Origin of the sequence: Formosa sediminum, from assembly GCF_007197735.1 — a bacterium.
Classification (GTDB): Bacteria; Bacteroidota; Bacteroidia; order Flavobacteriales; family Flavobacteriaceae; genus Formosa; species Formosa sediminum.
In genome coordinates this window covers 3213553-3228511 of the sequence record NZ_CP041637.1, presented here as the reverse complement: position 1 = coordinate 3228511, position 14959 = coordinate 3213553, and the positions used below count along the sequence as shown (strand labels likewise).

Below are 14959 nucleotides of genomic sequence, written 5' to 3'. Positions count from 1 at the left end.
TATATAAATAATTACTAACCAGAACCCATGGATAACTCAATTTTATTAATTGCAGGAGGAACGCTTTTAGGCGTAATAATTGGCTTTGTAATAGCCAGGATTTTAGAAAAGAATAACGCATCAAAAATAGTGTCTGACGCGAAAGCAGAAGCTCAAAAAATTATTAAAGATGCCAATATAGATGGTGAAGCCATTAAAAAAGATAAAATATTACAAGCAAAAGAAAAATTTATTGAGCTAAAATCAGAACACGAAAAAGTGATTTTAGGACGAGATAAAAAGATGGCAGAAGCCGAAAAACGTACTAGAGATAAAGAATCTCAAGTCTCTAACGAACTCTCTAAAAATAAAAAATTAAACGCAGAATTTGAAGCTAAATTAAAAGATTACAATTATAGGTTAGATTTTTTAGACAAGAAAGAACAAGAAATAGAGCGCTTGCATAAGAGTCAAGTTGAACAACTAGAAGTTATCTCTAGTCTGTCTGCAGAAGAAGCGAAATCTCAATTAATTGAATCTTTAAAAGGAGAGGCTAAAAATGATGCATTAGCATTTATACAAAGTACTATTGAAGAGTCTAAACTTACAGCTCAACAAGAGGCTAGAAAAATAATTATTAATACCATTCAGCGTATTGGTACTGAAGAAGCAGTAGATAACTGTGTATCTGTATTTAATATTGAAAGTGATGATGTTAAAGGACGAATTATTGGTCGTGAGGGTAGAAACATTCGCGCTATCGAAGCTGCAACTGGAGTAGAAATTATTGTTGATGATACGCCAGAAGCGATTATCTTATCGTGTTTTGACTCTGTGAGACGTGAGGTCGCTCGTTTATCCTTACATAAATTAGTAACAGACGGTCGTATTCACCCAGCACGTATTGAGGAAATTGTTAAGAAAACTAGAAAACAAATTGAACAAGAAATTATCGAGGTTGGTAAACGTACTGTAATCGATCTTGGAATTCATAATTTACACCCAGAGCTTATAAAAATGGTAGGACGTATGAAATACCGTTCGTCTTACGGTCAAAACTTACTGCAACACTCGCGAGAAGTGGCTAAACTTTGTGGTATAATGGCAGCAGAATTAGGGTTAAACCCAAAATTAGCTAAGCGTGCTGGATTATTACACGATATTGGTAAAGTGCCAGATGCAGAAGCAGATATGGAAACACCTCACGCTATTTTAGGAATGCAGTGGGCAGAGAAATATGGAGAGAAAGACGACGTAATTAATGCTATTGGAGCTCACCACGACGAGATAGAAATGAAATCGTTATTGGCTCCGATTATTCAGGTTTGTGATGCTATTTCTGGTGCAAGACCTGGCGCAAGACGTCAAGTGTTAGATAGTTATATACAACGTTTAAAAGATCTTGAAGATATTGCTTTTGGATTTACAGGAGTAAAGAAAGCCTATGCTATTCAAGCAGGTAGAGAGTTACGTGTGATTGTTGAAAGTGAAAAAGTGACCGATCAAAATGCATCGGATTTATCATTTAATATTTCACAAAAAATACAAACAGATATGACGTATCCAGGTCAAGTAAAAGTGACTGTAATTAGAGAAACTAGAGCCGTAAATATTGCGAAGTAATATTTATATATAATACCGAATTAAAAAATCCAGCTTTTTAGCTGGATTTTTTAGTTTAAAACTTGTTGGTGATTTTGTAATAAAATATCAAGAGTTTTGTTTTCTAATAAAGTGTAATTTAAAGGTATTATATCATGTCTATTATAAAGTGTAGCTTATTATAATATTCTACTTTGATAAAAAAAAGTATCTGGTTATAAAACCAAATACTTTAATTGTTATGTGAATTTATAAAAACCTATTCTTTAGTATATTTTGCAGCTTTTCCGTTACTAGATGCACTTTTTATGAATTCTCGGATATCATCGTTTGCAGAAATTAAATCGTCTTTTCTTAAATACATCATATGTCCACTTCTGTAACCTTTAATTGAAAAGCGATCTTTTAATTTTCCGCTAGGATCAATTTGCCCGACGGTATATTTAGCTGCAAAATATGTTGTAGCACCATCATAATATCCAGATTGAACTAATACTTTTAAATATGGATTTTCAGCTAAGGCTTCTCTTAATTCTTCTCTTACATTATTATCCGATCGGTCCCAAGGATGAACATTACCAAACATATTATATTTTAAATCTGTTTTAAAATTTAATTCCTCTCTAATGTAATAATTTATAGCAGGCGCAAAGGAGTGTGACCAAGAACTGATTTCAGCATTATAATCTGGTGAAGTCCCTGTATCAGTTTTATCAATACCCAAGTATCTAGAATCTAATCGGCCAATTGTTTGTCCCGTTTTATCGCGGAGTAATGATTTCCAAAAATATTTAGTAGGAACTTCTAAATTGCTTTGTAGAATTTCTTTTTCTGATAAACCAGAATAAAAAGCAACTTTTTTAGCAACATCTTGTTTCTCTGCTTCCGAAATAAATCCGCCTTTAGCAATGGCTGGCATATATTTATTTATTGTATAATCTTCTACTTCGGGAAGTATGTCTAATAAATCTTGTTTCTGTAATTCAGGTGATAATACTTTATGGTACCAAGCAGTTGCTGTAAAATAAGGTAAGTTTAAAGCAGAGTATATAGGTTGTCCTGTACTATATAATTTATAATCTGCAGGAGAAACCATAATTACTCCGTTTAAATACATCCATTGTTTGGATTGTAATTCTTTGGCTAATCCCATAACTCGCGTACCTCCGTAACTTTCTCCAATAATATATTTAGGAGATTCCCAACGATTTTTTCTAGTTACAAAAGTGTTAATCCATTCGGCTAAATATTTAATATCTGCATTAATCCCAAAAAAAGTATCGCGTTCGGGAAGTTTTCCTTCTTTATCGGGAATCATCCTAGAATACCCAGTATTAACGGGATTAACGTATACAATATCTGCAATGTCTAAAATGGAATTGGGGTTGTCTTTAACACCATAAGGTTGAATAGGGTAACCTTCATCATCTATATTTAAAACTTTAGGACCTGTATAAGCGATATGCATCCAAACAGAAGCAGAACCCGGACCTCCATTAAAAGAGATTACTAAAGGTCTGTTTGCTTTGTCTTTTATATTATTGCGTTCATAATAAGTGTAGTATAAAGCTGCAATCGGGTTCCCTTTTTTATCCCAAACAGGTTGAGTTCCTGTTGTAGCTGTATACGATATACTTTTGTTTTTAATAGTTGTAGTGTGTGTGGTTACAACCATAGTATCTGTTGGAATGCTCAAGGCTTGTGAAAAAGCATATGTGGTAAAGAGCATAAAAAATAAAAAGGAGTAGTGTTTCATATTAAAAAAATTATAAAATATTAGGGGAAATGATGTTATAAATATAGCAAATAGAACTTAAAAACCTTCAAAAACACCTAATCCAAAAAGTGCAAAATCGTATTTTACAGGATCTGTTTTGTCTAATTTACGTAACGCTGTATCTAATTCAAATAAGGCTTTTCCGTCGTTTTGTTTTCTATTAAGTAGACCTAATTTTCTAGCAACATTACCAGAATGTACATCTAACGGACAAGATAATTGTGAGGGGTTTAGTTGTTTCCATATACCAAAATCTACTCCTGTATTATCGTTTCTTACCATCCAACGTAAAAACATGTTAATACGTTTAGCTGCAGAGTTTTTATATGGATCGCTAATGTGTTTTTGTGTGCGTTGCAAATGCTCGTTTTCAAAAAAGATCTTTTTAAATTGATGTATAGTGGGTTGTAAAGTATTGGATTCTGCATGTTTTGCAAAGAGCGATTCTAATCCGTTATGTTGGGTATAGATATGTTTTATACTTTTTATAAATTGTACAAAATCGTCGCCATTAAAAGTACGGTGAACAAATAATTTTAGAGCTTCTAAATCTTTGTCAGAATGGTGCATTACAAAATCATACGGCGCCTGATCTAGTAATTCCATCATTTGGGTAGCATTCTTAATAATACTTTTTCTATTTCCCCAAGAAATGGTTGCAGTTAGAAAAGCAGAAATTTCGATATCTTCTTTAACGGTAAATAAATGCGGAATTTGTATTGGATCGCTGTCAATAAATTTAGGATTATTGTATTCTAAAACTTTTGTGTCTAGAAAATCTTTAAGTTCTTTTTTAGTCATTATTATGTAAGGAATAATAAAGCAGGAACAATTATTATACCATTATAAATGGCATGAAATAGCATTGAATATATAAGGCCATATTGTAAACGAATTACACCTAAAAACAAGCCAATTATAATTTGCGGAGCCACAAGTATTGGGGATAATAATAAAACATTTTGTGTGATATCAAAATTGGTAATGTGTACAAAACCAAAAGCTAAAGCAAAAAAATAAAACACATATTTATAATGTTTAGTATGGAATAAGGTTAAAGGCCCTCTAAAAAATAACTCTTCTAAAATAGGAGCTGCAATTACTCCTAGAATAAAAATGGCGTAAGGCGGGAAGTCTTCAAAAAGTTTTGTCGAGGCGTGGTTGTCTAAGTTTACCAATTTTAAAGTTTCAAGTATTGAAAAGATAATGGTAAAACCAAAATTAAGGATAAACGCACAACCCAAAGCTGTAATAAATACATTTATTTTAGAGAATCCATAAAACAGTAGTTTGTCTTCTTTAAGTTCCGGCTGCCTTAAAAAGGCAATATACCGTTTTAAAATTTCAGTATAAGTCTCTACTTTAGATTGTAATATTTCCATCTACCATTACTAGTTTTCTATCGGCTAAATCGGCTAACTCTTCATTATGAGTAACAATTACAAATGTTTGTCCAAATTGTTCCCGTAATTTAAAAAATAAATTGTGTAATTGTTCTGCAGACTCACTATCTAAGTTTCCTGAAGGTTCATCGGCAAAGATTAAGCTTGGATTATTAATTAAAGCCCGAGCTACAGCAACACGCTGTTGCTCTCCTCCAGAGAGTTCATTTGGTTTATGGTGATACCGGTGGGATAAGCCTAAAAAATCTAAAAGTTCCTTGGCACGAGGTTCTGCTTCTTTAGTATTAGTCCCTTTTATATATGCGGGGATACACACATTCTCTAAAGCTGTAAATTCGGGTAGTAATTGATGAAACTGAAATATAAAACCAATATGTTCATTTCTAAATTGAGCCAACCCCTTTTCCTTTAAACGTTGTATATCTATACCATTAATAATGAGTTCAGATTGGTCTTTTTTTGAAGGTGAATCTAATGTTCCTAGTATTTGGAGAAGTGTAGTTTTTCCTGCTCCAGAAGCTCCAACAATAGATACGATTTCTCCTTTTTTTATATGAAGATTTACACCTTTTAAAACATGAAAATCGTCGTAATATTTATGAATGTTTTTAGCTTGAATCATGCATTGTAATTAAGAGGGTAAAGTAATACTTTAATAGTAATCTCACAAAATTAAATCGATATTGATGCTAATCAAAATAATAGATGATATTCACATGAGATGCTATTATACTAGCTGTAACTAATATATTCGATTTGATTGAATTTAAAATCTTTATCTTTGGCGTTATAAAAAAACAGACACATTATGTCTTATAAGCATTACGAAGAATACAATTTAGAAATTACCGATGAGATTAAATCTCAGTATAAAAATATTATTAATAATATAGGAGAAGATGTAAGTCGCGAAGGTTTGCAAAAAACTCCTGAACGTGCGTCTAAAGCTATGCAATTTTTAACCCAGGGTTATGATTTAGATGCTGCAGAAATATTAAAAGGCGCTATGTTTGAAGAAGCATATAACGAGATGGTTATCGTTAAAAATATAGAGTTGTACTCACTTTGTGAGCACCATTTATTACCTTTTTTTGGGAAAGCACATATTGCTTATATCCCAAATGGACATATTGTAGGGTTAAGTAAATTACCGCGAATTGTAGATGTTTTTGCTAGACGATTACAGGTTCAAGAACGTTTAACTAAACAAATTTTAGATTGTATAAACGATACTTTAAAGCCTCAAGGTGTAGCTGTTGTAATAGAAGCAAGCCATATGTGTATGATGATGCGCGGTGTACAAAAACAAAATTCTGTAACTACAACTTCTGGTTTTAGAGGGCAATTTGAAAAAATTGAAACTAGAAACGAATTTCTAAAACTAATTAGTCAAGATTTGTCGTAACAAAATTTTGGTATGTTTCTTGCTATTAGTATTTTATAACTAAAAACACAAATATGCCAAAGACTAAAAATTATAAAAAACTAGCGTTATGTTTACTGTTAGATGCTGTAGGTTATGTTAGTTTTGCAATTCCAGGAATAGGAGAATTTTCAGATATTATTTGGGCTCCAGCATCGGCTTGGATTATGACTAAACTTTATCGTGGACAACAAGGTAAAATTGCTGCAGGAATTTCATTTTTAGAAGAAGCCATGCCTGGGTTAGATATTATACCAACATTTACTTTAATGTGGATTTACACTTATGTTTTTAGTACACCTACCACAGAAACTATAAAAATAAAATCTAAAAAGTCTCTTACTTAAGAGGCTTTTTTAGTTTTTAAATTAAAGCTTGTAGTTAAGCAGAGGTCGTTACTCTCTATATAAAGTTGGGAAAATGTTTCAATTAATCTACGAAGCGTTTAAAACCAAAACGACGTAACATTTTCTTTTCAAACTTCCAGAAAAATTCAAATTGACCAAATAGCCAACCAAAGAATACAAGTAAGATTTGATAAAATATAATACCTACCAATATATATAAAGTCCAATATAAAACAGGGTTTAAATTATCTTTAGTAATTCCTAACCAAGTAATAATTGGTCTACCAACAAAAACAGAAGACGATCCTGTTACTGCAAAGACCATAAACACTCTAATTATTTCCCATCTGTAATTTAAAACCCATTTATCTTCGAGTTTCTTAAATAAAAATAGAAAAACTTTTAAAAGCAAAAATGTTAGAATTGCTGTTGATAAGATAAGCAGAAGAATTTGGTCGTTCCCTATAAATGAACGCCCAATTTTAAAAGCACTATATATAAGTATTAAAATCCCAAATACAGGAAACAAGAGTTGCCTATTTTTAGTGATTTCCCAATGTTGTTTAAATTTTTTCATAAATATTTACAACTGCAAATATAAATTAAATTCTAGGAATAGAACTAGACAATCTTTGTTTGTATTTTAACTGGAAATAAATAAAGTAATTGTACATTTTATAATTTACTTCGTAGCCATAATCTATATTTGGTCTGTAATCTATGCGTAATTCGTATAAGTTTGGATCAAATCGTTGTGGATTAGAAACTCTATTATTCCACTCCGTTACCAGCATATAGTTTTTAGTCTCTAAATACTGTTGCGTATAATAACCTTCAGGTTTAGCAGTACTTTTTAACCAACTGTTAAAGCCAGGTTCAATGATTATAATTTCATATTCTAAACTATCATTCTCTATCCTTACAGTATCGTTTTTTGTTAAATTAAGCGTTTCGCTATTGGTCGCCTTTTGTATGTTTTTTTTACTAGTATTACAGCCAATACAACATATTGTAATAAGTAAGATGTAAAATATATTTTTCATAATAAATAGATGTATATATTTAATATACATTATTTTGTTGGCTTTAAAAAGATATTTAGAAAAAAAAGCCAAGCTTATAGGCTTGGCTTTTTTAATTTTATATGCATTATAGTTATTTCATTAAATCACCTAACATACCTGCAATTCCGCCACCATTATTTTTACTGCTGTTTGAGTCTAAAAACATTCCAGCAACATCATCAACAATACTTCCATCGCCATCTGCATCTAACATAGATTCTATAAAACTTTGTTCACCTTGCGCAGAATTTCCTTGTACGAGCCCGCCAAGCATACTACCTAGATCGCTAGAATTAGATACATTATTTTCATTTTTTTGTTTAGCTAAATATCCCATTAATAAAGGAGTAGCCATTTTCAATATTTGAGAAACAGTACTTGCATCTATTCCTGATTTCTGACTTAAAGCTAACTCTACGTTTTGTTGTTTGTCTCCTAAAACGTGATTTAAAATATTACCACCATCAGCAACTTCACTTTCATCTACACCACCATTAAAAAATCCTTCTAAATTGTCTAAAATACTACCATCGTGTTTACCACTAAGCGCATTTAATAAGCTATCTGCACCCTCTGGTGATGCTTGAGCATTCCTTGTCATTGCTTGTGTAAGTACAGGTAATGCCATTGTAAGTAGGTCGCTAGTTTTGCTAGAATCCTGACCCGTTTGTCCTGCAAGACCACTTACAACACTTTTTCCTAAATCACTGTTTAATAAATCTAAAATACCAGACATGTTTCTTGTTTAAAGTTAATAATTCAAGATACAAAAAAATGAAATAGTTACGAGAAACTTTTAAAAATATAAAAAAAGATAAGTTTTAAAATATTTTAAAGTATAAAAAAGATTAGTAAGAACGTATAGCATAAATCTGTTTTAAAAGTCCTATTTTTGAACAAGATTTAGCTTTTTTTTATGAAAATAATTTCAATGATTCCAGCACGTTATAGTGCGTCTCGATTTCCGGGTAAATTAATGCAAGATTTAGGTGGTAAAACAGTGATTTTACGTACATATGAAGCCACTGTTGCTACACAATTGTTTGACGATGTTATTGTAGTTACCGATAGTGAAATTATTTATAATGAAATTGTAAATAATGGAGGTAAAGCAATGATGAGCATTAAAGAGCATGAATGTGGAAGTGATAGAATTGCAGAAGCAGTAGCTGATTTAGATGTGGATATTGTAGTAAATGTTCAAGGAGATGAGCCTTTTACAGATGTAGAATCGTTGAGTAAATTAATAGAAGCTTTTAAAAATGATCCCGAAAAGCAAATTGATTTAGCATCTTTAATGGTGCATATTACAGATCAGGATGAAATTAATAATCCCAATACAGTTAAAGTTATTGTAGACAACTTCAATTTTGCATTGTATTTTTCACGCAGTCCAATTCCTTATCCCCGAGATAAATCTGTAGCTGTAAAATATTTTAAACACAAAGGAGTTTATGCTTTTAGGAAAGATGCCATTTTAGACTTTTACACCTTACCAATGAAGCCATTAGAAGCTTCTGAAAAAATAGAATGCATTCGTTATTTAGAGTATGGTAAACGTATTAAAATGGTTGAAACAGATGTGCAAGGTGTAGAAATAGATACTCCAGAAGATCTAGAACGTGCTAAAAAAATATGGAAATAGACTATAGTAAAATTAAAGTTATTGGCTTTGATGCCGATGATACCCTTTGGGTTAACGAAACCTATTTTAGAGAAGCAGAAGTAGAGTTTGGTAAATTACTCTCTCAATTTGAAACGATAAATAAAATTGATCAAGAGTTATTTAAAATGGAACTACAAAATCTGCCTATTTATGGTTATGGTATAAAAGGCTTTGTATTATCTATGGTAGAGATGGCTCTAGAACTATCTAATAACACAGTATCTAATAGTACAATTAAAGCCATATTAGATATAGGAAAGGATATGATTAATAAGCCTGTAGAGTTAATAGAAGGTGTAGAAACTGTTCTTGAAACACTCTCTAAAACGCACCGTTTAATTGTGATAACTAAAGGCGATTTATTAGATCAGGAACGTAAATTAAAACAATCTGGATTGTTAGATTATTTTCATCATATAGAAGTGGTAAGTGATAAAAAAGAAGAAAACTATTCTAATTTATTAAATCATTTAAAAGTGAGCCCAGAAGAATTTTTAATGGTAGGAAACTCTTTAAAGTCTGATATTTTACCATTAATTCACATAAATGCGCAAGCCATACATATTCCTTTTCATACCACTTGGGTACACGAGCAAGTATCAGATCAAGATATTAAAGGCAAATCTTACAGAACAGTACAAAACATAACAGATTTGTTACCGTTTTTTAAATAAGTATAGAACACAACGTTATTATCCAAATTAAAATGAATTTCAAGAATTTTCCGATGGTGTCTAAAGTTGTATTTGGACGAGGTAGTTTTAATCAATTAGAAGAAATATTACTTTTAAAACGTTTAAATGTAAATGCACCATTTATATTTTTAGTAGACGAAGTGTTTCAAGGCAATGATAAAATAACATCTAGAATACCTTTGGCTTACGAAGATGAAGTTATATTTATTTCAGCAAAAGAAGAGCCTAAAACATGTCAAGTAGATGCTTTAGTAGAATATATTATATTAAAATTTAAAGATAGGCCTTCTGGTATTATTGGTATTGGCGGTGGTACGCTTTTAGATTTGTCTAAAGCAGTGTCTATTATGCTAACTAATGAAGGAGAAGCTCAGGATTATCAGGGGTGGGATTTAGTTAAAAATCCGGCTATATATCATGTTGGTATTCCAACAATATCTGGAACTGGAGCAGAAGTATCTAGAACAGCGGTACTCACAGGACCAGAAAAAAAATTAGGAATAAATTCAGATTATACCCCTTTTGATCAGGTTGTATTAGATCCAGAGTTAATAGATAATGTACCCACACCGCAATGGTTTTTTACGGGTATGGATTGTTATATTCATTGTATAGAATCTTTAAATGGTACATATTTAAATGCCTTTAGTCAGAGTTATGGTGAAAAGGCTCTTGAATTGTGCCGAGAGGTTTTTTTAGGAGATCATTTAAACACACAAGCGGCTCAAGATAAATTAATGATGGCATCTTGGCATGGTGGAATGAGTATAGCCTATTCTCAAGTAGGAATTGCTCATGCCATGAGTTATGGGTTATCTTATTTATTAGGAACAAAACATGGGATTGGTAACTGTATTGTTTTTGATCGTCTAGAAGAATTTTATCCAGAAGGCGTCAAGGAATTTAAAGCAATGAAATCAAAATTTAATATTGACTTACCTCAAGGATTATGCAAGGATTTAAGTGATAAAGAATTTAATATTATGATTGATGTAGCCTTAAGCATGGTGCCATTATGGGAAAATGCTTTAGGTAAAAATTGGAATAAAACCATAACAAGAGAAAAGTTGCGTTCTATTTATGAAATTATGTAATTGTATAAAGCGCACGTAAAGTTATGATGAAATCTCTGTATTCGTTTATTTATTTTAAATTATTGAAATGGAAAATTATAGGAGATTTTCCTGCCGATTTAAAAAAATATATGATAATCGCTGTGCCACATACTAGTTGGCACGACTTTTATATTGGGTTATTACTCAGAAAAATTAAAAATACACCTATAAATTTTATTGGTAAAAAAGAGCTTTTTAAAGGTGTTTTAGGATGGTATCTTAGGCAAGTTGGAGGAGTGTCTTTAGACCGTACTCCAGGACAGAACAAAGTACAAACTATTGCGAAGTTGTTTGATACTCATGAGGAATTAAGATTAAGTTTAGCTCCAGAAGGCACGCGTAAAAAGGTTGATGTTTGGAAAACCGGATTTTATTACATTGCAAAAGAAGCTAATGTACCTATAGTTATGGTAACTTTTGATTTTGGTAAAAAACAAAATAAAATATCAGAGCCATTTTATCCAACAGACAATATGGAAGCAGATTTCAAATTTATGCATGCTTTTTTTAAAGATGTTGTTGGTAAAGTTCCAGAATATAGTTTTAATAATGATTAATGATGGGATACAAATTTTAATCCTATAATTGAAATGATTAATGTAGCTATAAAAAATATACGCCAAAAATCTGCTGGTTCTTTAAAGATAAAAATACCAACTAAAACAGTTCCAACAGCACCTATCCCAGTCCAAACAGCATATGCAGTGCCTATGGGTAGAGTTTCTGTTGCTTTTATTAATAATAACATACTACACATTAAACATAGTAAAAAACCAATATACCAATAGGTGGCAATACTACCTTCAGCATATTTTGCTTTTGCCAAACAGGCGGCAAAACCAACTTCAAATAAACCTGCAATCACAAGTGTAATCCAATTCATTATTTAAAGGGTTTTAGGAAATAATTAATAGGTTAGCAAAATCAATAGTAAAACCGAGTTACTGATTTTCTTTGTTTTCAAGAATAATATCATAAATATTATCCCATAAAATTTTTCTATGTTTTAAAGCTTCTTTAGCTACACTTAGAACTTCATCCCACTTTTCTTGATCTTCACCACATAATTCAGTTAGCATTTTGTAAGATAAAGCACGCTGATCTTCTTTAATTAAGAACAAATATCTATTTAATAAATACGCAAGTTTAGTACAAGGTGTTTTATCTGTTTCTAGATTTTTTACAACATTTAAAACTTTTTCAGAAATAATATCTTCTCTACCAAAAATAAATACAGAAGCCATTAAATGTGGTTTTTCTGTTTTAATAATATCAAATGTAAAAGCTATAAAATCTTTAATAAATTCAGGAATGTAAACTAAATTGGCTGCTTTGTTTACATCTATATTATTTTCTATAAGCTCTATAAAGGTTGTTATTAATGTTGTATTAGCACCAATCTCATCCATGCAGTCTACATACATCTCAAAATGACTTTTTACTTCTCCTAATTCATTTACATCACTTTCTTCGCTAGCTACTATTTGATTTATAAATTTAAAAATTTCAGGGTTTTTATTTGGTACCCATGGCAATTTATATGTTGTAAATTGTAATTCTAAGGTTTTTAATAAAGACATGGAATCCCAAGTCGTATATACATGGTTTTCTGTAAAGAGTTTTACATCTTCTGTAGTTTTAAGAACATTATATAGTTTATGATGACGAAGTTCGTGCTGTAATACAGATAATTCTGCTTCTATACGCTTAATGTAAGGCATATGATTATTGTAGATAAATGAATAATTTAAGTGGTCAAATTTACAAAACCAATCTCACTTATTTATAGGTTTAAATTCTTTATTCGCTATTATTATAAATAATAAAGATTAAAATCAAAAAAAAAGAGGAGCTAAAGTCCTCTTTTAATACTTGATATACAACTGTTTACTCTTCAGATTCTTTCATGGTATGATATACGTTTTGTACATCGTCGTCTTCTTCAATCTTTTCTAAAAGTTTTTCTACATCAGCAGCTTCTTCAGCAGTAAGTTCTTTAGTTACTTGAGGTATACGTTCAAAACCTGAAGATAAAATTTCAATCTCTCTAGACTCTAATTCAGATTGTATAGCTCCAAAACTTTCAAAAGGGGCGTAAATTAAAATACCGTCTTCGTCTGCAAAAACTTCTTCAGCACCAAAATCAATTAATTCTAATTCTAATTCTTCAGGATCTAATCCTTCTGCATTAATTCTAAAATTACAAGTATGGTCAAACATAAAGACTACAGAACCTGACGTTCCTAAACTACCATCACATTTATTAAAATAGCTACGTATATTGGCTACGGTACGTGTATTATTATCTGTAGCTGTTTCAACTAAAATGGCAATACCATGTGGGGCGTAACCTTCAAAAATAACTTCTTTGAAATCTCCTAAACTTTTGTCGCTAGCACGTTTTATAGCACGTTCTACATTATCTTTAGGCATGTTAACAGACTTTGCATTCTGAATTACAGCTCTTAATCGTGCATTACTATCTGGGTCGGGGCCACCTTCTTTTACTGCCATTACTATATCCTTACCAATTCGAGTAAATGCTTTACTCATGGCAGACCAACGTTTCATTTTGCGTGCTTTACGAAATTCAAAAGCTCTTCCCATTTCTTATGTATATTTAATTTTTGTATAAAGTTGGCTACAAATTTAAAAAAAAATATGCCAACCGTGTTAAGTTTAATCTTCTTCTGGTTCTACGATTTCTTCAATAGCTTTGGCTAATTTAAAGTCTTTAGCTGTAACTCCATTTTCGCTATGTGTGGTTAAAGTTATTGTTAGAATATTATAAACATTAGTCCATTCTGGATGGTGGTTTAATGCTTCACACTCAAATGCTATTCTGCTCATTGCACTAAAGCAATCTTTAAAATTTTCAAATTCAAATTCTGCATGTAAAGCATCTTCATAATACTCCCATTCAGGAAATTGTAACAATTGTTTTTCTATGTCTTGCTCGGATAATTTATTCATAATATGTTTTTTTAGACTACTAAAAATAATGAATTTTAAACTCTAAATCAATTACACTTCCAATTCTGTTAAGATTTGTTTACTCAAAACATGTAAGTGTTTGGGTAATAGGTTTTCCTTAGGTAAAACAGCTAAATATCTATCATTATTTGTAGTGTAAACTTGCTTAAAAATAGGGTTGTAAAGTCCTATTGAAGATACAATTTCTGCTATAAATTCATTATGGTGTACTAAGTCTGTACTTCCTAAGTGATAGATGCCGTATTTATTTCTGTTAATTAAATAATGTATTTGTTGGGTAATTTTGGAATCTGTGGTGACATTTATAATTAGATTTGGAAATACTTCTATAGGTGTTTTTTCATGTAAATGTTGCTTTATTTCTTTTATTCTTGGCGATTGAGTACCAAAAACCATAGGTAATCTTAAAATAACAACTTGCTGTTTAGGCAGTCGCATGAGCATATTTTCAATTTTTATTTTAAAATGTCCGTATACACTATGGCTAAGTGTTTTATCTAATTCATAACTTGGAAATTGACTGTATGCATCGAACACATTAGCTGAAGAAATAAAAAATAATTTAGCATTAGTTGTTAAAATATATTCTGATAAGTGACTGTGAGCAATGACTTGTGCAGAGAAATCGCCACGTAAAGCAGAAATTATAATTGTAGGACGAATAGCTGTGAGAATTTCGAATACATCATCTTCTTCAACATTATATTGAAAAAAATGATGATTATTTTCAAATTCACGTCTTGCTGTATTGAAGGTTCCATAGGTGTTAAAATAGGAGCAAAGCTCTTTATAAATAGCATGACCTATAAAGCCACTTGCTCCTAAAATTAAAACTCTATGTTTACTTCTGTGCTCCTTCATTATATTCTACTTCTTAGAAGTATTGTAATTTAT

At 31.0% G+C, this 14959-nt stretch carries 19 protein-coding genes; 7 read left to right on the top strand and 12 right to left on the bottom strand.

Features of this window, described 5'->3' with window-relative positions; genetic code table 11:
• Positions 1–27: 27 nt before the first annotated feature.
• Positions 28–1602, top strand: coding sequence for a ribonuclease Y (rny, locus tag FNB79_RS14245; RefSeq protein WP_143381990.1), 1575 nt, complete (start codon positions 28–30; stop codon positions 1600–1602).
• Positions 1603–1840: 238 nt separating this feature from the next.
• Here rny and FNB79_RS14240 read toward each other — a convergent pair whose 3' ends face one another.
• From FNB79_RS14240 to FNB79_RS14225, 4 genes are read right to left on the bottom strand one after another with little or no spacing between them, the layout of a single operon-like run.
• Positions 1841–3337 (bottom strand): S10 family peptidase, encoded by a 1497-nt coding sequence (locus tag FNB79_RS14240; RefSeq protein WP_143381989.1) that lies wholly within the window; start codon positions 3335–3337, stop codon positions 1841–1843.
• A gap of 57 nt (positions 3338–3394) precedes the next feature.
• Positions 3395–4159, bottom strand: coding sequence for a TIGR02757 family protein (locus tag FNB79_RS14235; protein ID WP_143381988.1), 765 nt, complete (start codon positions 4157–4159; stop codon positions 3395–3397).
• Positions 4160–4161: 2 nt separating this feature from the next.
• Entirely contained in the window at positions 4162–4740 is a 579-nt protein-coding gene (locus tag FNB79_RS14230) for a CPBP family intramembrane glutamic endopeptidase (protein WP_143381987.1), read from the bottom strand.
• A complete protein-coding gene (locus FNB79_RS14225) occupies positions 4721–5383 on the bottom strand; it encodes an ABC transporter ATP-binding protein (protein ID WP_143381986.1) in 663 nt (220 codons plus the stop codon). The genes FNB79_RS14230 and FNB79_RS14225 overlap by 20 nt, the downstream gene beginning before the upstream one ends.
• Before the next feature lie 186 nt (positions 5384–5569).
• Between FNB79_RS14225 and folE the strand changes: the two genes are divergently transcribed.
• Together folE and FNB79_RS14215 are read left to right on the top strand one after the other, a co-directional pair.
• Positions 5570–6166: a GTP cyclohydrolase I FolE gene (gene folE, locus FNB79_RS14220; protein ID WP_143381985.1), complete on the top strand. Its 597-nt coding sequence runs from the start codon at positions 5570–5572 to the stop codon at positions 6164–6166.
• Between the two features lie 53 nt (positions 6167–6219).
• Positions 6220–6531, top strand: coding sequence for a hypothetical protein (locus FNB79_RS14215; protein WP_143381984.1), 312 nt, complete (start codon positions 6220–6222; stop codon positions 6529–6531).
• 82 nt (positions 6532–6613) lie between these two features.
• Here the strand turns inward: FNB79_RS14215 and FNB79_RS14210 are convergent, their stop codons facing one another.
• The 3 genes from FNB79_RS14210 to FNB79_RS14200 form a co-directional block, all read right to left on the bottom strand.
• Entirely contained in the window at positions 6614–7108 is a 495-nt protein-coding gene (locus FNB79_RS14210) for a DUF6787 family protein (protein WP_143381983.1), read from the bottom strand.
• Positions 7109–7133: 25 nt separating this feature from the next.
• The gene (locus FNB79_RS14205; RefSeq protein WP_143381982.1) at positions 7134–7574 is read right to left on the bottom strand and encodes a DUF6146 family protein; all 441 of its coding nucleotides are present in this window, start codon (positions 7572–7574) and stop codon (positions 7134–7136) included.
• A 112-nt stretch (positions 7575–7686) separates the two neighbouring features.
• Positions 7687–8331, bottom strand: a complete 645-nt coding sequence (locus tag FNB79_RS14200) for a DUF937 domain-containing protein (protein ID WP_143381981.1) — start codon at positions 8329–8331, stop codon at positions 7687–7689.
• Between the two features lie 180 nt (positions 8332–8511).
• Here FNB79_RS14200 and kdsB point away from each other — a divergent pair, with 180 nt between their 5' ends.
• Genes kdsB through FNB79_RS14180 form a run of 4 tightly spaced genes read left to right on the top strand, consistent with a single transcriptional unit; the run spans position 8512 to position 11628 of the window.
• The gene (gene kdsB / locus FNB79_RS14195) at positions 8512–9240 is read left to right on the top strand and encodes a 3-deoxy-manno-octulosonate cytidylyltransferase (protein ID WP_143381980.1); all 729 of its coding nucleotides are present in this window, start codon (positions 8512–8514) and stop codon (positions 9238–9240) included.
• A complete protein-coding gene (locus FNB79_RS14190) occupies positions 9231–9935 on the top strand; it encodes an HAD family hydrolase (RefSeq protein ID WP_143381979.1) in 705 nt (234 codons plus the stop codon). The genes kdsB and FNB79_RS14190 overlap by 10 nt, the downstream gene beginning before the upstream one ends.
• A gap of 32 nt (positions 9936–9967) precedes the next feature.
• A complete protein-coding gene (locus FNB79_RS14185) occupies positions 9968–11050 on the top strand; it encodes an iron-containing alcohol dehydrogenase family protein (RefSeq protein ID WP_246073279.1) in 1083 nt (360 codons plus the stop codon).
• 26 nt (positions 11051–11076) lie between these two features.
• Positions 11077–11628: a 1-acyl-sn-glycerol-3-phosphate acyltransferase gene (locus FNB79_RS14180; protein WP_143382640.1), complete on the top strand. Its 552-nt coding sequence runs from the start codon at positions 11077–11079 to the stop codon at positions 11626–11628.
• Here the strand turns inward: FNB79_RS14180 and FNB79_RS14175 are convergent.
• The 5 genes from FNB79_RS14175 to FNB79_RS14155 all read right to left on the bottom strand — a co-directional run bounded on the left by FNB79_RS14175 (position 11625) and on the right by FNB79_RS14155 (position 14926).
• The gene (locus tag FNB79_RS14175; protein WP_143381978.1) at positions 11625–11954 is read right to left on the bottom strand and encodes a DMT family transporter; all 330 of its coding nucleotides are present in this window, start codon (positions 11952–11954) and stop codon (positions 11625–11627) included. The two genes, FNB79_RS14180 and FNB79_RS14175, sit on opposite strands and share 4 nt — an antisense overlap.
• 58 nt (positions 11955–12012) lie before the next feature.
• Complete coding sequence (locus tag FNB79_RS14170) at positions 12013–12792, bottom strand: DUF3050 domain-containing protein (protein ID WP_143381977.1); 780 nt, start codon at positions 12790–12792, stop codon at positions 12013–12015.
• A gap of 166 nt (positions 12793–12958) precedes the next feature.
• Entirely contained in the window at positions 12959–13678 is a 720-nt protein-coding gene (locus FNB79_RS14165) for a YebC/PmpR family DNA-binding transcriptional regulator (RefSeq protein ID WP_143381976.1), read from the bottom strand.
• A 72-nt stretch (positions 13679–13750) separates the two neighbouring features.
• Positions 13751–14044: a 4a-hydroxytetrahydrobiopterin dehydratase gene (locus FNB79_RS14160; protein ID WP_143381975.1), complete on the bottom strand. Its 294-nt coding sequence runs from the start codon at positions 14042–14044 to the stop codon at positions 13751–13753.
• 51 nt (positions 14045–14095) lie between these two features.
• Positions 14096–14926 carry a sugar nucleotide-binding protein gene (locus FNB79_RS14155; RefSeq protein WP_143381974.1) on the bottom strand — a complete coding sequence of 277 codons (831 nt, stop codon included), beginning with the start codon at positions 14924–14926 and terminating at the stop codon, positions 14096–14098.
• Positions 14927–14959: the final 33 nt, after the last annotated feature.